General features: G+C 48.2%; 21 protein-coding genes. All 21 read left to right on the top strand.

The genetic code is table 11. From position 1 onward, the window contains the following. Positions 1-52 precede the first annotated feature (52 nt). The 21 genes from hslO (at position 53) to ABIA61_RS24550 (ending at position 21,451) form a co-directional block, all read left to right on the top strand. Positions 53-937 carry an Hsp33 family molecular chaperone HslO gene (gene hslO / locus ABIA61_RS24650; protein ID WP_025683055.1) on the top strand — a complete coding sequence of 295 codons (885 nt, stop codon included), beginning with the start codon at positions 53-55 and terminating at the stop codon, positions 935-937. Positions 938-957: 20 nt separating this feature from the next. Further along, positions 958-1,902 (top strand): peptidyl-prolyl cis-trans isomerase, encoded by a 945-nt coding sequence (locus tag ABIA61_RS24645; RefSeq protein WP_404581385.1) that lies wholly within the window; start codon positions 958-960, stop codon positions 1,900-1,902. 216 nt (positions 1,903-2,118) lie between these two features. Next, positions 2,119-3,057, top strand: a complete 939-nt coding sequence (gene cysK / locus ABIA61_RS24640) for a cysteine synthase A (RefSeq protein WP_044646052.1) — start codon at positions 2,119-2,121, stop codon at positions 3,055-3,057. Positions 3,058-3,185: 128 nt separating this feature from the next. Then, positions 3,186-4,808 carry an anthranilate synthase component I family protein gene (locus tag ABIA61_RS24635; protein WP_404581384.1) on the top strand — a complete coding sequence of 541 codons (1,623 nt, stop codon included), beginning with the start codon at positions 3,186-3,188 and terminating at the stop codon, positions 4,806-4,808. Positions 4,809-4,813: 5 nt separating this feature from the next. Next, positions 4,814-5,389, top strand: a complete 576-nt coding sequence (gene pabA, locus ABIA61_RS24630) for an aminodeoxychorismate/anthranilate synthase component II (RefSeq protein WP_404521335.1) — start codon at positions 4,814-4,816, stop codon at positions 5,387-5,389. 3 nt (positions 5,390-5,392) lie between these two features. Continuing rightward, the gene (locus ABIA61_RS24625; protein WP_283654070.1) at positions 5,393-6,289 is read left to right on the top strand and encodes an aminotransferase class IV; all 897 of its coding nucleotides are present in this window, start codon (positions 5,393-5,395) and stop codon (positions 6,287-6,289) included. After that, entirely contained in the window at positions 6,286-7,152 is an 867-nt protein-coding gene (gene folP / locus ABIA61_RS24620; RefSeq protein WP_283654071.1) for a dihydropteroate synthase, read from the top strand. The genes ABIA61_RS24625 and folP overlap by 4 nt, the downstream gene beginning before the upstream one ends. Before the next feature lie 205 nt (positions 7,153-7,357). Next, positions 7,358-7,720 (top strand): dihydroneopterin aldolase, encoded by a 363-nt coding sequence (gene folB, locus ABIA61_RS24615; protein ID WP_283654072.1) that lies wholly within the window; start codon positions 7,358-7,360, stop codon positions 7,718-7,720. A gap of 9 nt (positions 7,721-7,729) precedes the next feature. Next, positions 7,730-8,278 (top strand): 2-amino-4-hydroxy-6-hydroxymethyldihydropteridine diphosphokinase, encoded by a 549-nt coding sequence (gene folK, locus ABIA61_RS24610; RefSeq protein WP_283654073.1) that lies wholly within the window; start codon positions 7,730-7,732, stop codon positions 8,276-8,278. After that, positions 8,230-8,430, top strand: a complete 201-nt coding sequence (locus tag ABIA61_RS24605) for a helix-turn-helix domain-containing protein (protein WP_283654074.1) — start codon at positions 8,230-8,232, stop codon at positions 8,428-8,430. Before folK ends, ABIA61_RS24605 begins: the two co-directional genes overlap by 49 nt. 45 nt (positions 8,431-8,475) lie before the next feature. After that, the gene (dusB, locus tag ABIA61_RS24600) at positions 8,476-9,504 is read left to right on the top strand and encodes a tRNA dihydrouridine synthase DusB (protein WP_283654075.1); all 1,029 of its coding nucleotides are present in this window, start codon (positions 8,476-8,478) and stop codon (positions 9,502-9,504) included. A 215-nt stretch (positions 9,505-9,719) separates the two neighbouring features. After that, entirely contained in the window at positions 9,720-10,196 is a 477-nt protein-coding gene (gene greA, locus ABIA61_RS24595) for a transcription elongation factor GreA (protein ID WP_283654076.1), read from the top strand. Positions 10,197-10,306: 110 nt separating this feature from the next. Beyond that, positions 10,307-11,833, top strand: coding sequence for a lysine--tRNA ligase (gene lysS, locus ABIA61_RS24590; protein WP_283654077.1), 1,527 nt, complete (start codon positions 10,307-10,309; stop codon positions 11,831-11,833). Between the two features lie 86 nt (positions 11,834-11,919). Beyond that, positions 11,920-13,260, top strand: a complete 1,341-nt coding sequence (locus ABIA61_RS24585; RefSeq protein WP_283654078.1) for a TrkH family potassium uptake protein — start codon at positions 11,920-11,922, stop codon at positions 13,258-13,260. Between the two features lie 293 nt (positions 13,261-13,553). Continuing rightward, positions 13,554-14,081, top strand: a complete 528-nt coding sequence (locus ABIA61_RS24580; RefSeq protein ID WP_342416170.1) for a hypothetical protein — start codon at positions 13,554-13,556, stop codon at positions 14,079-14,081. Between the two features lie 471 nt (positions 14,082-14,552). Beyond that, positions 14,553-15,323, top strand: coding sequence for an enoyl-ACP reductase FabI (locus ABIA61_RS24575; RefSeq protein ID WP_283654080.1), 771 nt, complete (start codon positions 14,553-14,555; stop codon positions 15,321-15,323). Between the two features lie 12 nt (positions 15,324-15,335). Continuing rightward, on the top strand, positions 15,336-16,796 hold the full coding sequence (locus tag ABIA61_RS24570) for a class I adenylate-forming enzyme family protein (RefSeq protein WP_283654081.1): 1,461 nt from the start codon (positions 15,336-15,338) through the stop codon (positions 16,794-16,796). Between the two features lie 57 nt (positions 16,797-16,853). After that, a complete protein-coding gene (locus ABIA61_RS24565) occupies positions 16,854-18,077 on the top strand; it encodes an aldehyde dehydrogenase family protein (RefSeq protein ID WP_404581383.1) in 1,224 nt (407 codons plus the stop codon). Then, positions 18,074-19,774 (top strand): thiamine pyrophosphate-binding protein, encoded by a 1,701-nt coding sequence (locus ABIA61_RS24560; RefSeq protein ID WP_283654083.1) that lies wholly within the window; start codon positions 18,074-18,076, stop codon positions 19,772-19,774. The genes ABIA61_RS24565 and ABIA61_RS24560 overlap by 4 nt, the downstream gene beginning before the upstream one ends. Positions 19,775-19,797: 23 nt before the next feature. Continuing rightward, on the top strand, positions 19,798-21,039 hold the full coding sequence (fabF, locus tag ABIA61_RS24555) for a beta-ketoacyl-ACP synthase II (RefSeq protein WP_404581381.1): 1,242 nt from the start codon (positions 19,798-19,800) through the stop codon (positions 21,037-21,039). Between the two features lie 4 nt (positions 21,040-21,043). Further along, positions 21,044-21,451, top strand: coding sequence for a 3-hydroxyacyl-ACP dehydratase FabZ family protein (locus ABIA61_RS24550; RefSeq protein ID WP_404581380.1), 408 nt, complete (start codon positions 21,044-21,046; stop codon positions 21,449-21,451). The last annotated feature ends 37 nt before the right edge of the window (positions 21,452-21,488 follow it).

Genomic DNA, 21,488 nt, shown 5'->3' with positions numbered 1-21,488 from the left:
CTAACGAAAATAACATCATATAGCTGCTCTGAGCATAGGGGAGGAAATCAATTTGGAAAAGAAACAGGATCGACTTATTCGTGGTACAGCTATGGATGGAAGGGTCAGAGCCTTTGCGGTCCGGACAACAGAACTGGTGGAGGAACTGCGGAGAAGACATGATACGTATCCTACCGCCACCGCTGCTTTGGGACGAACACTTACAGCGGGTGCCATTATGGGCTCTATGTTAAAAGGTAAAGAGCGACTGACCGTTCAAGTTAAAGGTGACGGTCCAATCGGACAAATCGTCGTTGATGCCAACGCTGTAGGTGAGGTGCGGGGCTATGTGTCCGAGCCACATGTGCATTTGCCGAGCAACAGTATGGGCAAACTGGATGTAGCAGGTGCTGTCGGAACAGAGGGCTTTATTCATATCATCAAGGATTTGGGATTAAAAGAACCGTATCGTGGCAGTACCCCGATTATTTCCGGCGAGCTGGGTGAGGACTTCACCTATTATTTTGCTAAATCGGAGCAGACACCTTCGGCGGTGGGCTTGGGCGTGCTGGTGGATACCGATAACTCGGTTATCGTGGCGGGCGGATTTATTATTCAATTGCTTCCGGGCTTGGATGATGATGAGATTACGGCCATCGAAAATGCAGTCGGCTCCATTCCGCCAGTTACAGCTCTGTTGGATCAGGGCTTGGAGCTTGATGAAATGCTGCGCTGGATGCTGCCGGACGTTCGGATTCTCGACGAAATGGATATTCATTTTCAATGTGAATGCTCGCGAGAGCGTGTGGAAAAAACATTAATCAGCTTGGGAGAAAGCGAATTGGAGCAGCTGATTGAGGAAGAGGGACAGGCCGAGGTCGTGTGCCACTTCTGTAATGAGGCTTATCAGTTTAATAAAGACGAATTGCAAAATCTGTTAGATCAAGCCAAAGCCTAACCGGATGGGCGGTGCGAGCGATGACTACACGGGAGAAAGGATTATGGACGACTGTCATTATCCTGACCGTCAGTGTCGCCGCCTTGGGTGGTTTTATCATGCTTCGCGGGCTGTTAAAGCCGGGTGATGTAACCAAGGACGACGGCGATCATACTGTGGCGGAGATGGGTCAGGAAGGCATATCTGAGGAACAGTGGATTGCAGAGCTGAAAAAACGCTATGGAGCCACTACACTGTTGCAAATGTTAAACCGCAAAGTTGTGGAGGCGGAGGCTGGGCGTCTCGGTATCAAGGTTACCCAAGAGGATTTGCAGCAGGTGCTGAAGCAGGATAGTAAAGGGTATGCCTCGGATCGCGCCTATTTTGATGAAATGCAGCAACAGTTTGGATTAAATCCGGATGATTTGCGGAATGAGGCGGAATACCGGATTGGGTTGGAGAAAATAGCCACACAGGGTATTCAAGTTCAGGAAGCTGAGATTGACCAGTACTGGAAGCAACATCCTGAGGAATTTGCAGTCGGCAAGCAGATCAAGTTGGCAGCCATATACCCGACCCAATCGGAGGAGGCTGAGAGGCTACTTGAACGGGTTAAGCAGGGAGAAAGCTTTGATACACTTCTTCAAGAACATTCCAGTCATCTTGACGGCAAAAACAAAAGCGGACAGCTGGGATGGGTGGATGAGTATGATCCTTTTCAGCCGCAAGAGATTATGGAGGCAGCGAGAGAGCTAAGCTCCGGTGATGTTGCTGGTCCCATCGCTGTTAACGAGGGCTACGCCGTCATTTTTGTACAGGATATCCGCTTGAAAGCTCCCCCGAACGAACAACAGATTCGACAGCAAATTCGCCGCTCGCTTGCACTCGCTCAAGCTGCCCCTCTGGAAGAGGTAGAGAAAAGCTTGCGTGATAAATATGGGGTACGCATTTTGCCTGGAAAAGATATGCCCTCCATTTCTCTATAAACAGAGTGAGCGATCCTTGATTTGAAGGAAGCGCGATGCTGAAAATCAGAGCTGGAGGCATCGTGTTTTTTATGGCTCGTATTGACAATGGATTTGAAGATTGTTATGATTATCGTGAAAAACCTACCTTTTTTATCGGAAATTAAAACCAGGATTGATTAACAATGTGATTTTGCAAAATTTAATATAACATTCAATGTCAGGGAGGAACTTATCATGGCTAAAGTTGTCAATAACGTTACCGAACTTATCGGTGAAACCCCTCTCGTCCGTCTTAACCGGATCGTACCGGAAGATAGCGCAGAAATTTATTTGAAACTGGAATACCAGAACCCAGGGTCCAGTGTAAAAGACCGCATCGCGATTAGTATGGTGGAAGAGGCTGAGCGTGAAGGACTGCTCAAACCAGGCGGTACGATTATTGAAGCTACCAGCGGTAATACAGGAATCGGCTTGGCTATGGTTGCAGCTGCAAAGGGCTACAAGGCAGTAATCGTTATGCCAGAAACAATGAGCTTGGAGCGTCGCAATCTGCTGCGCGCTTACGGAGCAGATCTTGTGCTGACACCCGGATCGGAGGGCATGAACGGCTCTGTTAAGAAAATGGAAGAGCTGCTGAGTGAGAATCCGGAGTATTTTGCTGCCGAGCAGTTCAAGAACAAAGCCAACATCAAGATTCACCGTGAAACGACAGGCCCTGAGATCGTTGAAGCCATCCGCTCCATCGGTGGTAGCTTGGACGGTTTTGTAGCCGGGATTGGTACAGGTGGTACTATTTCTGGTGCAGGGGAAGTGCTTAAGAAAGAATTCCCTGAAATCAAAATCGTTGCTGTAGAGCCCGCTGCTTCTCCAATCTTGGCTGGTGGCAAGCCAGGACCCCACAAAATTCAGGGGATTGGTGCCAACTTCATTCCTGAAATTTTGAACCGTGACATCTATGATGAAATTATTCATGTAGAAAACGATGAAGCTTTCGAAGTTGCGCGTACAGTAGCCAAGGAAGAAGGCATCTTGTCGGGTATTTCCTCCGGTGCGGCTGTTCATGCGGCTTTGAAACTGGCTAAAGAATTAGGCAAAGGCAAGCGTATTGTTGTCATCGTTCCAAGTAATGGTGAACGTTACCTGAGTACGCCACTGTATAATTTCGAGCTGTAATTACGTCGTAATTGTGTATACTATATGTAAGGAGTCCCTCATTTCCCTGTTCCCAGGGGGGTGGGGGATTCTTTTTAAAAATAGCTTATAGACTTTGCGCAAAGTAGGGGAAGGGGAAGCACACACGCATGAAATCGACAGCTAGAGTATCGGAGGCACAGTGGCAGGCTTGGCAGAAGGAAGGATGGAGTATGCTCCCATATATCGCTGAGTATCAGTTACCTGCGGACGGTTTACCCTTATCATGGCAGAAGGCATGGGAGGATTCGTCCCCATATGCCTTTTTACTGGAGAGCGCTAAAGGCGGGAGATACACCTATCTGGGCTTAAATCCGGTTGCTATATTGGAAGGTAAAGGGGAACAGGCAGTCTGGACCGATCTAAAAAGCGGCAAGCGTGATCTTATACACGGACAGCCCCTGATAGCCATGAACGACTGGATCGCTCCCTACCGTTCGCCGCGCGTACCGGGCATCTCTTTTTTCACTGGAGGCTTTGCCGGTTATTTCGGCTACGATGTAGCTCGCTCACTGGAGCGTCTACCGATACAGGCAGCAGACGATACAGGCATACCGGACTATGTATGGATGCAAGTGAACGAGCTATGGATCTATGATCATGAGGAAGGCCGTATTTATTGCACTGTTCATACGCCCACACCTGTTCACCTGGATACCGTCAGTAGTAACACCGCCAGTGTCGATGATGTCGCTTTGGATCAGCAGAAAGCCATACTTTCCGAATATTACGCAGAAGCTGTCCAGCGTGCAGAACGTATGCTGACCCAGTGGGAAAACATCATACAAGCCGGAGCATCTGACCCTGCTTATATTCGCCGTTGCGCAAGGCTTGCCGAAGAAGAGCTGTTCGTTGCTCATCATGAAGCAGAAGGCTGGAAAGCAGCTTTCAACCAACAGGATTTTGAACACGCCGTAAAGCGCGTGCAGGAATACATTGCACAAGGTGACGTGTTTCAGGTGAACCTGTCGATTCGTCAGCAACGTACGCTGGCAGCCCAGCCTGAGGATATCTATGAGTGGCTTCGCCTGCTGAACCCTTCCCCTTACATGGGCCTGCTGCGGATGCCGGATTTACGAATCGTCAGCGGTTCACCGGAATTACTGGTAAAGCTGGAGGATGGACGCGTCAGTGCACGTCCCATTGCAGGTACGAGAAGGCGAGGACTCACACCGGAAGAGGATACTGCCATGGCTGCCGAGCTGCTATCGAGCGAAAAAGAGCGCGCCGAGCACATTATGCTCGTCGATCTGGAACGCAATGATATCGGACGGATTGCTGAATACGGAACGGTGCATGTGCCGGAGCTGCTGACAGTGGAGTATTATTCGCACGTGATGCATCTCGTTTCTCAAGTAGAGGGCAAGCTGGCCGCGGGTCGTACCGCTTTAGATGTGATCGCCGCCACTTTTCCTGGGGGAACCATTACCGGAGCGCCCAAGGTGCGAACTATGGAAATCATTGAAGAATTAGAGCCTGTCCGGCGTGGTCCCTATACAGGGTCCATGGGGTGGATTGACTATAACGGCAATATGGAATTAAATATTATAATAAGAACACTAGCTGTCAAAGGTAGCACGGCCTACTTACAGGCAGGTGCAGGCATTGTCATTGACTCAGACCCGTACAGGGAATATCGCGAGTGCCGAAATAAGGCAAGAGCCGTCATGAAGGCAGTACAATATGGTGAAGAAGAAGCCGCTTTGATCAAGAGTGGTATCACAGGAGGGTGAGTCGTATGATTTTGGTGATTGATAACTATGATTCGTTTACGTACAATCTTGTTCAGTATTTGGGTGAGCTAGGCGAGGAAGTAACTGTAAGACGGAACGATGAGATTGATCTGAAAGGCATAGAAGAGTTGGCGCCGGAGCATATTCTGATTTCACCGGGTCCATGCACGCCGAATGAGGCGGGAATATCGCTGGATGTGATTAGCCACTTTAAAGGGCTGATCCCGATCTTCGGCGTTTGTCTCGGTCACCAGGCCATCGGACAGGCGTTTGGGGGTAATGTCATCCGGGCTGAACGACTCATGCACGGCAAAACCTCACCGATTCTCCACCATAATACATCGGTATTTGAAGGTTTGCCTTCCCCGTTCACAGCGACCCGGTATCATTCTTTGTTGGTGGAGCGCGAGAGCCTGCCTGAATGTTTGGAAATTACTGCTGAAACTGCAGAAGGTGAAATTATGGGCTTGCGGCATAAAGAATTTGCCGTGGAAGGAGTTCAGTTCCATCCTGAGTCCATCATTACGGACTACGGGCATCGACTGTTACGCAATTTCCTGAAACGCAAGGTAGGCGTCTGATTGATGAAATACATCGGAGTCAATGGCGCCCTCACGGAAGCCGCAGATGCCGTGATTCACGTAAGTGATCACGGCTTTTTGTACGGAATGGGCCTGTTTGAGACCTTCCGTACCTACAAGGGAGTTCCGTTTCTGCTCGATCGTCATTTGCACAGACTGGCAGAGGGCTGCCAGATGCTGGGCATTCCTTTTCAACCGGACAAGAAACAGCTTACCGCGCATATCCAAAGTCTGATGGCCGCGAATGGTCTGAACGAAGCATATATCCGCTACACCGTGTCAGCGGGCGAAGAGGTACTCGGCTTGCCATCTGGTGACTATACGCGCCCTAACCATATTTTGTTCGCCAAGCTGTTACCAGCTACCCATACAGAAACCATGGGAACAACCGCCGCGTCGGCGCTTCAGTTGTTGCGGACCCCAAGAAACACGCCCGAGGGTGAGGTTCGTTTAAAGTCGCTCCATTATATGAATAACATTCTCGCCAAGCGGGAGCTTCAGCAGTACGCTGCTGCTGTCCAGCATAAGGCTGAAGGGATGATGCTTACGGCAGATGGTTTCCTGGCAGAAGGAATGGTCAGCAGCCTGTTTTTTGTCCGAAATGATACGCTGTACACCCCGGAGCTGTCTACAGGTATCCTGCCGGGTATTACCCGCGGACTCATTCTGGAGCTGGCGCAAGCGAGAGGCATCCACTGTGAGCAGGGTCTATACCGTTGGGACGAGCTGCGGCTGGCTGATGAAATATTTATGACGAATTCCATACAGGAAATCCGGCCTGTGAACCTGCTGCTGGAGCCGGATGGAACGACGCACCAGTTATCCGATGCCTGGACACAGGCCGGTTCCGTAACAGCTCTGCTGTTACACGATTACAGAGAGAAAGCAGGGATGAATTGAATATACCGACCATTTACCGACGAAGCTATCAGATGGGCGATGCCGAGCTTACGCTCGGAAATGCCACTCAGGTGATGGGTATACTGAACGTGACCCCGGATTCATTTTCCGATGGCGGATTGCACAATAGTCTGGAGATTGCCGTTTTACATGCCTTGAAGCTGGTGGAGGATGGAGCCGATATTATTGATATTGGCGGAGAGTCCACCCGGCCGGGGCATGATCCGGTAGGCGTGGAAGAAGAACTGGCACGTGTCATTCCGGTAGTACAGGCTATTCACCGCATTGCTCCGCACATTCCATTATCCGTGGATACTTACAAAGCTGAAGTAGCCCGGCAGGCGCTTGAAGCAGGTGCCCATATCATCAATGATGTGTGGGGGTTTAAGGCAGATCCTGACATGGCAAGTGTGGCTTCACAATTCGATTGTCCAGTCATTTTAATGCATAACCGTCATGACCGTAACTATAGCGATTTAATACCTGATATGATTGATGATTTAAAAGAAAGTATCCGATTGGCGCTGGATGCAGGTGTACGTGCGGAACAGATCATTTTAGATCCGGGCATCGGGTTTGCCAAAGATTACGACGAAAATATCTATGCTATGACTTCTCTGGATACACTAAGTCAGTTGGGCTACCCGCTGTTGCTGGCGACATCACGCAAAAGATTTATCCGTACAGCGCTGGATTTGCCTGTAGATGATGTGGTTGAGGGCACAGCGGCTACGGTCGCCTTTGGCATTGCCCAAGGCTGTCAGATAGTGCGTGTACATGATGTTGCGCAAATCAAACGCACGGTGAGGATGTGTGATGCGATGGTGTACGGGTCTAAAAATGCACTGAGTTATGATGGTTAGAAGACGCTGCATGAATGATTTGATCCTGCGATCGCTGTTGCAACGGGATTCTTTGAATTGGTAAAACATTTGGCTGTAAGAATCCCGTTGCAAAGGCGAACGCTACGCTTCTTCGGATTCAAATCCTTCATTCCGCTACAACGCACCATAAAGTCACTGCATTTTAGAGAAAAAATTGAAATCAAAAAACAGGGGGACTACCACGATGGATAAAATGGTTTTACATCGCATGGAGTATTACGGATATCATGGCGTTTTTCCTGAAGAACGTAAGCTGGGACAGCGTTTCTACATTGATTTGGAACTGGAGCTTGATCTGCGTGAGGCGGGCGAGCAAGACGCATTGGACAAAACGGTTAATTACGCTGAGGTGCATTACACCGTTAAAGATATTGTAGAAAAGGAATCTTACCAATTGATTGAAGCTTTGGGCGAACGTATTGCATCTTCCTTACTGGACACTTATACTAGTGTCAATGCACTGACTGTCAAAGTCACGAAGCCGCATCCGCCGTTCGATATTCATTTTGAGGGCGTGACGGTTGAGCTTCATCGCGCAAGAAAGTAGGAACGGTACATGAACGCACATTCGACCTCTGAGGCATCAGAGGCTTATATTGCTTTAGGGGCTAATTTGGGGGATCGTGAGCATACCCTGTATGAAGCCATCACGGCGCTGGACGAACATCCGGGTATACGGGTGCTGCGTTGCTCCAGCCTGTACGAAACAGAGCCTGTCGGGTATCTGGATCAGCCTTCTTTTTTGAATATGACAGTAGCCATATCCACAACACTTGCTCCAGAGGAGCTTCTGGCCTTCATGCTGGAGGTAGAGAGTCATTTGGGCAGAGTAAGACATATTCCTAACGGGCCGCGCACCATTGATCTGGATTTGTTATGGATGGAAGCGGTGCAGCTGGCTACACCGGATTTGGAGCTTCCTCATCCCCGTATGCTGGAGCGTGCTTTTGTGCTTGTGCCATTAGCTGACATCGTTCCGAACCAAGATCCATCCGGTCTGTACAGTATCGTGCATACTGCATTGAAATCATTGGATGGAAAGGACGGCATACAGTTTTGGAAAACAAGCAGCTGGCGCAACGGCTTCGCGCCTTTCGGAAGCTAAAAGGATTCACGCAGCAGGAGTTGGCTGAGCGAACCGGCATATCCTTGGCCGTACTGGGTGCTGTGGAACGGGGCAACCGAACAGTAGAGCCTGACATGTTGGACATTATTGCCCAAACGCTAGAAATTGAAGTCCGGGAACTGACGGAATGACGATAAGTGTACGATATAAAAGAAGGAATAAAGGAGTGAACAGATATGTTGAAAATCGGCGGTATTGAAATGAAAAACCAGGTCGTCCTGGCTCCGATGGCGGGCGTGTGTAACCCTGCTTTTCGCCTGATTGCCAAAGAATTTGGCACAGGCTTGGTATGCGCAGAAATGGTTAGTGATAAGGCGATCATTCACGGTAACAAGCGCACGCGTGAGATGCTGTTCGTAGATGATCGCGAGAAACCGCTTAGTCTGCAAATTTTCGGGGGAGACCGTGAATCTTTGGTGGAAGCGGCTAAGGTCGTGGATCAGGAGACGAACGCAGATATTATTGACATCAATATGGGCTGCCCGGTTCCCAAGGTAACCAAATGTGATGCGGGTGCTCGTTGGCTGCTCGATCCCAATAAAATTTATGAAATGGTATCCGCTGTAGTGGAATCCGTGAGCAAGCCTGTTACCGTGAAAATGCGTATTGGTTGGGATAGCGAGCATATTTATGCCGTAGAGAACGCCCGTGCCGTAGAACGCGCCGGAGGTCAGGCTGTCAGCGTACATGGTCGTACACGGGAGCAATTGTATACGGGACATGCGAACTGGGATATTATAAAAGAAGTTAAAGAAGCAGTTTCCATACCTGTAATTGGAAATGGAGACGTGGCATCACCGGAAGATGCCCGCCGGATGCTGGATTTGACCAACTGTGACGGTGTTATGATCGGACGCGGCGCTCTGGGTAATCCTTGGATGCTGTACCGTACGATTGAGTATTTGCAGACAGGTGAGCTTTTGCCTGATCCTTCACCGGAAGAAAAAATCCGCATTGCCATTCTGCATATGGATCGTCTGGTGGCATTGAAGGGTGAAGCTGTGGCTGTCCGCGAAATGCGTAAGCATCTGGCCTGGTACCTCAAAGGACTCAGAGGCTCTGCACGCATTAAGGACGTTGTTATGGAAGAAACGAAACGTGATGATATGGTACGTATTTTGGATGGCTTTGTATCCGGACTGCACACGGTAGAAAATGATGAACATTCCACAGAGGCTGTGTCTCCTGCCGCCGTTGCGCAATAAGGAAGCTGTTTTCTGCCTTTGTATGTGATTGACTTTTCCAATTACTTGCCCTATAATCGTTCAGTATAAAATCTTGATGTATGCTACAAATTGTATGCAGCTCTCAAGACAACAGCAGGAAATGTTCTCATTCCCTCAGAGTGGCATATTATGTTTTGAAAGCGTGCATTCCGATGCACTTTTAAACTTTTCCCATGACAGGAGAATCGGTTAAGATGAGCGATAAAGAAGTCATTCTGACACAGGAAGGTCTTAGAAAGCTCGAAGATGAGCTTGAGAACTTGAAGTCTGTCAAACGCCGTGAAGTGGCGGAACGGATTAAGGTAGCTATCGGATACGGGGATATCAGTGAAAACTCCGAGTATGAGGATGCGAAGAATGAGCAGGCTTTCATTGAAGGCCGTGTCATTACACTGGAAAAAATGCTACGCAATGCCCGCATTATCAATAGTGATGAAATTGAAACCGATGTTGTGGGAGTAGGCGCAACCGTGACCGTTGAGGATATGGAAATCGGAGATGTTACAGAGTATGCGATCGTAGGTTCAGCTGAATCGGACCCGCTCCAGAATAAAATCTCCAATGAAAGTCCGCTTGGCAAGGCAATGCTCGGTAAGAAAAAAGGAACTGTTGTGGATGTCACCGTTCCAGCAGGTGTTATACAATATAAAATCGTGGATATCAAAAAATAAGACACAAACTTTGGAATTGAATGTAAAAGCTTCCTTGGGGAAGCTTTTTTTCTCTACACCCGGACGGACCCCGGCCCGTCTATTCATATTGAAGGAGCTGATTTAGCACCATGTCGGATGAAACTACTAACCAGGAACCTCAAGAAAATCGTGAGGAACTAAGCGAACTGCTGCAAATTCGCCGCGCCAAATTGGACGAGCTTCGCTCGTTGGGCATTGATCCTTTTGGTCGTAAATACATACGCACAGCTGAGGCAGGTGTACTGCTAAGCAAGTATGACAGTCTGACCAAGGAAGAACTGGAAGAAAAGAATATTGAAATTAGCATTGCAGGCCGTATTATGGCCAAACGGGTTATGGGGAAAGCCAGCTTTGCCCATGTACAGGATCTCAGTGGACGTATTCAAATCTATGTTCGTCAAGATACCGTGCCGGAAGCTAAATACAAAGCCTTTGGTATTTTGGATCTGGGCGACATTGTGGGAATTAAAGGCGTGCTGTTCAAGACCAAAACAGGGGAAACCACCATTAAGGTGCTGGACCTTGAGGTATTGTCCAAATCGTTGTACCCGTTGCCGGAAAAATATCATGGTCTGAAGGATGTTGAGCTGCGCTACCGTCAACGCTACGTCGATCTAGTTATGAACCCGGAAGTACAAAAAACGTTCATTACGCGTTCCCGTATTATTCAATCCATGCGCCGTTATCTGGACTCGCTCGGTTATTTGGAGGTTGAAACGCCAACACTGCATTCCATCGCAGGCGGGGCGGCGGCCAAGCCGTTTATTACACATCATAATGCATTGGACATGCAGCTATATATGCGTATTGCCATTGAACTTCATCTGAAACGACTGATTGTCGGCGGATTGGAGAAAGTATATGAGATCGGTCGCGTTTACCGTAATGAAGGTATTTCCACTCGTCATAACCCTGAGTTCACGATGATTGAGCTGTATGAGGCGTATGCTGACTACCAGGATATCATGCAATTGACGGAAAACATGGTGGCTCACATTGCGCAAGAAGTGCTGGGTACACAGCGCATTCATTATCAGGGCCAGGAAGTGGATCTGACGCCGCAATGGCGCAGAGTATCTATGGTCGATGCTGTTAAAGAAGTAACAGGCGTGGATTTTGGAGCGCAATTGAGCAATGAAGAAGCTCATCGCCTTGCGAAAGAGCATAAAGTGCCAGTAGAGCCGCATATGACCTTTGGACATATCCTGAATGCCTTCTTCGAACAATTCGTAGAGGAAACACTCATTCAACCGACCTTTATTATGGGGCATCCGGTTGAAATCTCGCCACTGGCGAAGAGAAACGAGCAAGATCCACGCTTTACGGATCGCTTCGAGTTGTTTGTTGTAGCTCGTGAGCATGCCAACGCATTCACCGAGCTGAATGATCCGATTGACCAACGCCAGCGTTTTGAAGCACAATTGCTGGAACGTGAGCATGGCAATGACGAGGCTCATGAAATGGATGATGATTTTATCCGTGCCTTGGAATACGGTATGCCGCCAACAGGCGGACTGGGCATCGGCATCGACCGCTTGGTCATGTTGCTGACGGATGCTCCTTCCATTCGCGATGTGCTGCTTTTCCCGCATATGCGTAACCGTACGGTAGAATAACATAACATTATGAATATAGAGGATCAGCCGGGCTTCCCGTGTCTTGTTCCTCTTTTTCATAAGAACGGATGGAGAGAAGACTTCTAATGAAACGCAGCGTCAAGCTTGCCCGGTTTGCGTCGTCGCCTCCTTTTATATTGGTCATCGGATACTTGCTGATTATTGCATTGGGCACTTTGCTGCTGATGCTTCCTATTTCCAATCATAGTGGACATGCTCCACATTGGATTGATTCACTGTTTACGTCCGTGTCCGCTGCTTGTGTCACGGGATTAGTCGTAGTAGACGTTAATTCAACTTATACGATGTTTGGAGAAACGGTCATCATGGTACTGATGCAGTTGGGCGGTCTGGGTTTTATGACCCTGGCGACCTTGTTTGCATTGCTGCTGGGGCGACGGCTATCGTTGAAGGATCGGCTGTTGCTAAAGGAAGCGATTAATGCCGATAGCATGGAAGGAATTGTGCGCATTATTCGCAAGGTGCTGATTTTTTCTTTTACCATTGAGGCGATAGCTGCCGTAGTCATGGCTTTGCGGTGGATGAGGGAGATGCCCGTCGGACAAGCGATATACTACGGAATATTCCATTCGGTATCTCTTTTTAATAACGGGGGATTTGACCTGTTCGGAAGCAGCTTCCAACGGTATGCCGGAGATTTTGTGTTCAATATAATTGCATCTGTGCTTGTCATTTCAGGGGGATTGGGCTTTCTTGTACTAAGTGATCTGTTCGATTTTCGCCGCACCCGGAGACTGAGTCTTCACTCCAAAATGGTGTTAAGTGTGTCGGGTGCGCTTATTGTGATTGGGGCACTGGTCATATTTATTTTTGAGTTTACCAATGCACGAACCCTGGGCTCGCTGAACTGGGAAGGCAAAGTGTACGCATCGGTCTTTCAATCCGTTTCCACGCGATCTTCGGGTACCAGCACAGTAGATATCAGCGGGTTGAGGCAGGCAAGCCAGTTTTTTATCATGTTGCTGATGATTATCGGTGCTTCTCCAGGCTCTACCGGGGGAGGAATCAAAACGACTACGTTCCTGCTGATGGTTGGCGCTCTAATTGCCGTCATGCGGGGACAGAAGGAAATAGTGTTCTTTCGCCACCGGGTTCCCAAAGATATCATGATGCGTGCGCTGACCATTATTGTATTGGCTCTATTTATCTTCTCCATTGTGGTCATGCTGCTCTTAATGACAGAGGAGGCACCTTTTCTCTCACTTGCGTTTGAGGCTGCTTCCGCGATCGGAACGGTTGGTCTATCCGTAGGTGTGACCCCGGGACTGTCTGACGCGGGTAAGCTGATCATGTGTGTAACCATGTTCATTGGCAGAATTGGGCCGCTTACGATCGCTTATGCCATTCGTCCACGCTCCACCAAGACGCTATACCGTCGTCCCGAAGGGCATATCGTAATTGGATAGCTCAATAGTATAAAAAGATGCACCCGTGCTGATTGACACGGGTGCATCTTTTTTCATTTTACATCATCATCGTCTAATGTGCAGCATATCATGAAAAGTATCCAATTTGAGAAAATGAGGCACAATGGGCTTGACAGAGACTATTTTTTTTGTAGAAAAAAGGCTATTTGTTTCCTTTTATGTAATTATAGACAAGATACTAGGAATATTATGTATAATATTGTATGATAGTGGGCATGAAAGGGGGATAGCTGAGGGGAATACCAATTTCAATTTGAAAGGAATTATCTATTATGTATTTATTTATTATTAGTGCTGAAGTTTTATTCTGGGTTTTTGTTGTTGCAGGGTTGATCGCAAGATATATGTTTGGCTTAAAGAAATTAGGCGGTCTTCTTTTACTGTGTACTCCTATTATTGATGTCCTGTTACTGATTGCGGTGTTTATCACGGTGAGCAGTGGCATGGAGATTACGACCGCTACTGGCCTGGCTGCTTGCTATCTTGGCATTACGGTGGCATTTGGTCATAGGTTAATTAAATGGGCAGATGTGCGGTTCTCTCATTGGTTTGGCAAGGGGCCGAAGCCCGAACGCAAATATGGCGCTGCTCATGCAAAAGAGGAACGGACGGGGTGGTTGCTTCACCTGTTGGGCTGGGTCATCGGTAACGCGCTGCTGCTCGCCATCATTGTGTATGTAGATGATCCACAGCGTACGGTTTCCTTGGAAGGCATTATGAGCACATGGGCAATTGTTCTGGTAATCGATTTTATTGTTTCCTTTAGCTATACTTTGGCTCCAAAGAAAAATAAGGCGTAGCCCTCAGCACACTTGGATGAAATAAGACCGATCAATCAGGATGTTCAAATCGGAAGGGACATTGATGGTAAAAAATGAAGTTGTCACTTCCGGTAGTTTGCTGAGTTTTTATACTACACTCGCTTTGACAGTCACCTCATTTTTGCCTCTCTACCTTTTCACTCGTATGGATTCCTTCCGATTTGAACACAGACCAACAGAAGCAGTTCAGATTATTTTTTCGTGAGCTGACAGACCATGCATCATGTGTTCTCCTGACCTTTTTAAGAAGGAGAGTAATGAGATGACTTTATGTCTTGTAAATATTTATGAATTTTAGATGAATTCTTGAATCTGCGTAAAACGTGGCCTGTTTAACTTTGGCAACTAACATGATAATATTCCAGAAAAGATTACATATGTCTATATATGTAGACATACGAAATTAAGTTGTTTTTTTGTAGAAAAATGTAAATAAGAAAGGTGGTTTCTGTGGCAGCACTGCTGAGTAGTAAGAACATTTTGATTATGGGCGTGGCTAATAACAGGAGTATTGCCTGGGGGACAGCCCAATCTTTAGCTGCTGAAGGAGCAAGGCTCATTTTTACTTACGAAAATGAGAGGGTCGCAGATCGGGTGCTAAAGCTCGTTGAAACGATTCCGGGGTCCATTGTCTGTCCCTGTAATGTACAAAGCAATGAAGAATTGGATGCACTGGCGGATTTTCTAAAGGAGAAAGTAGGCGTCCTGCATGGTTATTTTCACAGTGTTGCCTATGCTAAGGCTGAGGATTTGGACGGCCTGTTCGTCGACACTTCTCGCGAGGGATTCGCCATTGCTCAAGAAATCAGTGCCTATTCTTTGGCTGCTGTTTCCCGACGAATTTACCCGCTGATGACGGAGGGTGGAAGTATCGTCACCATGACGTATATTGGCGCAGAACGAGCGATCAAGAATTACAACGTTATGGGTGTGGCGAAGGCTTCACTGGAAGCAAGCATGCGCTATCTGTCGAACGATCTGGGTACTTATGGTATTCGTGTCAATGCGATTTCGGCTGGTCCCATACGGACTTTGGCCGCATATGGGATTAAGGATTTTAGCACGATGCTAAAGCATATTGAAGAGACGACGCCCCTACGCAAGACGGTTGACACGTCCGAAGTTGGAGATACCGCGTTATTCCTATTTTCCCATTTATCGAGAGGCATTACGGGAGAAGTTATCCATGTTGATGCAGGATACCATATTACGGGGATGTAAGGAGGGAACGCTGTGCTTGTTACGCATACGGATTGCCGTATTATCTCACCTGAAGGGATTATGACAAGGGAGCGTCTGGAGCGGGATGTTACGATCTTCTCCCGTATGTTGGCTCTCCGAGGAATTCCTGAAGAAGGCAGAGTGATTCTGAAAGCGGCCAATTCTTATTATTTTGTTGTGTGTCTGTTCTCCCTGTGCAACATTGCTGTTTCGGTGACTGTAGTGGACGAGCAGACTGTGCTTGATGAAATAGCTCAAATTTACGACGAAGCGGGTGCCTGCTGTATCCTGACCGATTGCGATCCAGGACTTTCTCATGCTTCTGTTATTCTGATTCAAGATCTAATCCAAGAAGAAACAGTACACCCACATTGGGTTGGAGAGCCGGAGATCCAAGGCATCGACTTTAACAAGTGGTGCGAGAGATCGGATGCTCTCATTCTGTATTCTTCAGGTACGACGGGAAAACCCAAGGGAATCGTGAAAGCTGGATCAGCCTTCATGAACAATATCAGGCATTCTATACACGCCATGAACTACCTGCCGTCTGACCATATGCTCCCCGTTGTACCGTTTTCTCACTTCTATGGTATTTCACTCATCTTCTCCTGGTGGTTAACCTCATGTTCTCTCATCATTTGCAATCCTAAAAACCTCTGGAGCGTCATTGCAAGTATTACGAAGGACCGGGCGACGGTCGTAGACGCTAACCCCTCGGCTTTTTACACCTTGTTGCGTATGCTAAACCGAAAACCCGAACAACTGGAAATGGTCAAGGAATCTCCGGTGCGCATGTGGTGCGTAGGCGGTTCTCCACTTACCCAAGACCTCGAAGAGAAATTTAACAACATATTTGGACAGCCCTTGCTGAATGGTTACGGTCTTTCTGAATTGGGCAACGTTACGCTGGGGACGCTGGAGTGTCCACAAGGTTGTGGCAAGCCGTTGCCGGGTGTGGATCTGAAAATACTAGATGCTGCTGGCGAGCAGCAGGCGGACGGCATCGTAGGCGAAGTGTGGATACGCAGTGCCGGATGCATGGAAGGCTACCTGAATCGTCCAGACCTGACGCAGTCGGTTCTTCAGGACGGTTGGTTCAAGACGGGCGATCTGGGCTACCTGGATGACGAAATGCTGTATGTCATTGGTCGCAGCGGTAAGACGGTCAACCGGATGGGCTATATGGTATCTCCGGTCTATATCGAGGATCGGATTGGTTCGCTAGGTTACCGATCCTGCGTGATTACCTTGGAGGACGAGGCGAAAGGAACATTGCTTGTTGCATTCATCGAAAGCGAATCCTCGCAGGCTTTGTCTGTACTCCGCAAAGAGATGAATCGGGTACTTCCTTCATACATGTTTCCCGATCTTTTGCTTCCGCTCGCCCATTTTCCTTTAAATCGCAATGGAAAAGTAGATCGGCTGGAGATGGAGCACATTGCCCTGGAGAAAGCTGCTTCTCGCAAAGTGTAAGTGTTGAAGAAACAAAATATTTACCAAAAACTGCATATAGGAAAGGGAGATTGCACCATGAGTATGAATCCGGAACTGGCAAAAAACACGCTTTTTTTGGAAAGGCATGAAGCAATTCTGAAGTGCCTTAATTATTTGATTGAGCATCGGCAGGAAGTGATGGATATTCTCACCCAATTTTCATCCTATCGGGCCGCCAATGCAGAAATTGATTCCACCATCCTCACACTTCAAGGTGCTTTACAAGAAGTGCAGACCTATCAGCCAAGCCTGCAACGATCTATGGCTGTATTTATGCCTTCCAACGTCGTTTTGTATTCCTATGCATTATACCTCTTGATTCCGTCCCTTTACGTTGAGAATATAGACTTTCGTCCTTCTTCTCACGTAAACGAGTACGTCAACATGCTGCATGAAAAGCTCCAGGCTGTACATGGATTACCCATCTATATTCGTAAGGTTAGCCAGAGAGTTTTCATGGAAAATTCTGTTTTGCCAGCTGATATTGTGGTGTTCACGGGTAGCTATACCAATGCGGAGAAAATCAAAAAACAGATTCGAAAAGAACAGCTCTACATCTTTTACGGACAAGGGATAAATCCTTTCATCATTGGACCTGATGCCGATCTGGAGCTGGCGGTTACCGATGTGATCCGAATGAGATTGTTCAATTCTGGACAGGACTGCCTGGGACCCGACATCATTCTGGTGCATCAAGATGTGACGGAGAATTTTAAAAACTTGCTAATTGAGCGGCTTGACCAACTGGTGTTTGGAGCCAACAATGATCCGAACGCGAGCTATTCCCCTATTTTCTATAAAGACACGCTGTATTCGGTTTCGGAATATTTTAATACGAACGATAAGTTTATTATTTACGGCGGTGGCATTGATTTCCGTACGAAAAAGATGGAGCCGACGATTGTATATAGCGAGCTAGATCAGGATTTGGAGATTATTGAGTATTTCTCACCGGTCTTCAACGTGGTTAGCTACCGAGACGACGAGCAGCTAATCAAGCGTATTTCCTCCAGCTATTTCAGTGAACGTGCGATGGGCTGCAGCTTATACGGGTCTGAACACCTTACGGACGTTCTGCGAAAGAAGCACACGCTGACCATTAATGAGACGCTTGAGGATGTGGATCAGGGCAATAAGCCCTTTGGTGGCTATGGCACGATGTCGAATTATATTTTTTACGATTTTAAGCTCGTTTCGAAGCCAATTTTAATTTCAGAAATTGTCGCAGAATATTTGTTGGAAAAGAGGAGTTTGGTATGACTGCGAGCTTGTTTCCCTGGGATGCCATCATTGGCTACTTAAAATCGGCTGGAGTTCGGCATCTCTTTGGATTACCAAGTGATGATCTCAAAATCGTATCGTCACTCCCTTCGTCGGGTATGGATTTTATTCTGTGCAAAGATCAGCGTAATGCTGTGTTTATGGCAGCAGGCTATGCACTCACAACCAACCAGATGTCCGTATGTGTTGTAGGTAAAGGCCCTGCGCTCAGTAATACACTTACGGGGCTGCTGGAAGCGAAGAACCTTGGTGCTCCGCTTTTACTTTTGGCGCTTGGCACTGGAGGAGACAAGCTGGGTACCCGATCCTTTCAGGAGGCAGATCAAATCTCACTCGTGAAGCCGCTCGTAAAATGGGCTTACCGTGTCGAGCATGTGGATCGACTTGTATGGGCGCTGGAGCGAGCGGCTTTTTTGGCGATCAATGGGGCTCCAGGTCCGGTCTATATTGAACTACCCGAAAACCTGATGGACCAGCCTGTGCCGACAGGGCTTCAGTTTATTCCGCCAGAAAAGCTTTCGTGCTCTCCGTCTCTTCGGGAGCTGGATGCGGCATGGGAGATTATCAAGACTGCTCGCAGGCCTGTCATTTTGGTCGGAGGCGGGATGAAGTCCGTTACAAATGATGTAATCGGGATATTCGCTGATCTGTGCGGAGCAGCCTTGTTCGCAACCGCCTCGGGACGGAGCGCAGTTGATGAAGAGAACGAGCTTTTCTGTGGGGTGGCCGGGCTCTATACGGATCTCAGTCTGAGACAAATCTGGAAGGAATCTGATGTAGTGATTGCGCTGGGCAGCCGATTGGAAGAAACGGCTACGTTTGAGTGGGATATTTTTCTAGAGGATACACCTTTAATTCAGGTCAATGTCGAGCTGGAGGATTTTGCACACGAATACCGGGGTGTCAAAGTGCTTGGAGATGGATATGCAGCATTAGAGCAGTGGGTTCAACGGTACGGACATAAACCTGATGGAGCGTGGCTTGAAACGATCAGAAGGTGTAAGCAGAAGGCATTTTCTAATAGAGCCATTTATCTGGAGGAGCTGAAAAAGGCCCCTGGAATTCACGTTCCAGAGCTGCTGGAGATTATTCAGACAGATTTTCCAGAAAAAATGGTGCTTGTTCAGGAAAATGGATTGCAGGATATGTGGTCTTACTTTTATCCATATTTTTGCTTCATGCAAGGTTCTCTTTCAATTGTTCCCAGTGACCAAACGAGCCTTGGATTCGGTGCGGCTGCTGCTTTGGGAGCAAGCCTAGCAACAGAACGTCCAGTAGTGGCACTGGTAGGGGACGGTGCGTTCAATCTCTTCTGTTCGGATTTTATGACGGCTGTGCAGTATCAAATACCGCTGATTTATCTCGTGCTCAATAATGGCGGGTATGGTTGGTTGCAAAATCAGATGAACTATAAGCACCTTTCAGGGCAGTCCCTCCCATTTGTTTCCGAGGCGGCCAAGACAGGAATCCAAATTCCACAGTATGAGTTTGTGGAAAGTCTTGCGATCCGGAGCAAGGGGGAGGCCCGGAAACAGCTTCAGCTTGCTTGGCAAAAGTATCAGGAGAACAAGCTTGTGGTCGTCGAGGTATATGCTGATCTTGCGGATGTGCATGAGAAAATCAGTCATGTGTATGGCGACTTTCCTCTCTACGAGCAACAGGCTTCCAAGAATTAATTTCAGCGAAGGACGTGGGTACAGTGAGAAGACGTGTTGTGGTGACAGGACAGGGAGTCGTAACGCCGGTTGGGCTTAATCTTACAGATTTCTGGAATTCACTGTTGGAAGGAAAGAGCGGTATCGGACCTGTCACTGTTTTTGATACAGCGGACATTCCGACGAAGATTGGCGCACAGGTTACGGGCTTTGATCCGTTGCAATATATGAGCAAGAAGGAAGCTAATAAAGTAGCACAGTTCACCCAATTTGCCTTGGCGGCTGCCCGTCAGGCAGTCGAGCAATCGAAATTAGTGATTGACGAGCGGAATGCAGGCCGCGTGGGTGTTATTGTCGGCTCTGGAGCAGGAGGCCTCGACGTCATAGAGGAGAACTACAGGAAATTAACAGAGCTTGGCCCCAAAAGGGTTTCTCCTTATTTTGTTTCCTCGATGATGATTAATTCAGCGCCTGGTGAAATCTCCATTGCTATCGGAGCCAAGGGACCTTCGTTTGCCGTGGTTACGGCTTGTGCTACTGGAAGTAATGCTATCGGTGAGGCATTACGTACGATCCAGTATGGCACGGCAGATGTCGTGGTCGCTGGGGGAGCAGAAGCCAATTTTAGTCAGCTTGATTTGGCATCTTTTGCGAATATCCATGCTCTTTCCAGACGCAATGAAGAGCCGCAGAAGGCCAGTCGCCCGTTTGATGTGGACCGCGATGGATTTGTCATCGGTGGAGGAGCAGGGGTCTTGGTACTGGAGGAACTGGAGCATGCCATGAGCCGGGGGGCCACCATTTTGGCCGAGGTTGCGGGTTACGGATGCACAACCGATGCGTATCATATCACGGCTCCAGATCCCTCGGGCTCCGGTCCGGCAGAAGCGATCAGCATCGCACTGCAGGATGGTGGCTTGACACCGCAGGAAATCGACTATGTCAATGCCCATGGTACAAGTACGCCGTTTAACGACCGTATGGAGATCAACGCCATTCAGAAGGTATTCGGGGAGCATGCCCCCCATTTGGCGATATCGTCTATTAAATCCATGACAGGCCATTTAATGGGCGGCGCAGGGGCAGTCGAATTAATTGCAACTGTACAGAGCATGATCCACAGCAAAGTACCACCGACACTCAATTGCGACAACCCTGAAGCCCCTGAACTGAATTTTGTCCCGCATGTATATCAGGAACGTGAGGTCCGTGCGGCGATTAGCAATTCCTTTGGTTTCGGGGGACACAACGTCTGTCTTGCTGTTCGCAAGTGGGAAGGGGTATAAGCCTGTGAGCGAAGAGCTAATCCATATCCCGGATGTGCTTCCGCACAGGTACCCGTTTCTTCTGCTGGATGGCGTGACTGGGTACGAAACATCGCAATGGGCGAAGGGGTACAAGCTTGTCACCTGGAGTGAGTGGTTTATTACAGAGGCTAATCCATACATGCCTTCTATGTTGATCGTGGAGTCGCTCGCACAATTGGCGGCATTCGCTGCGATTGACAAAAAAGGCATTTCATATCTGACCAACCTTAATGGAGTTCGATTCCATAGCTTGGCGAAGCCAGGGGACCGAATTGATCTCCATTTTCAAGTCAACAAGCGTCGGCGGGGCTATATACTCGGAAGCGGCCGGGCTTCTGTAGGTGAGCGTTTGGTGGCTGAGGCGGAAGAAATTGTTTCACTTGATCAATGAGCGGAGGAAGCGCACGTTAAATGGTCCTTTTGTCCTC

The sequence above is a fragment of the Paenibacillus sp. RC21 genome (assembly GCF_044907935.1).
GTDB classification, from domain to species: domain Bacteria; phylum Bacillota; class Bacilli; order Paenibacillales; family Paenibacillaceae; genus Paenibacillus; species Paenibacillus terrae_A.
Note: the sequence above shows the minus strand (reverse complement) of the source record. Positions and strands in the feature narration are given on the sequence as shown.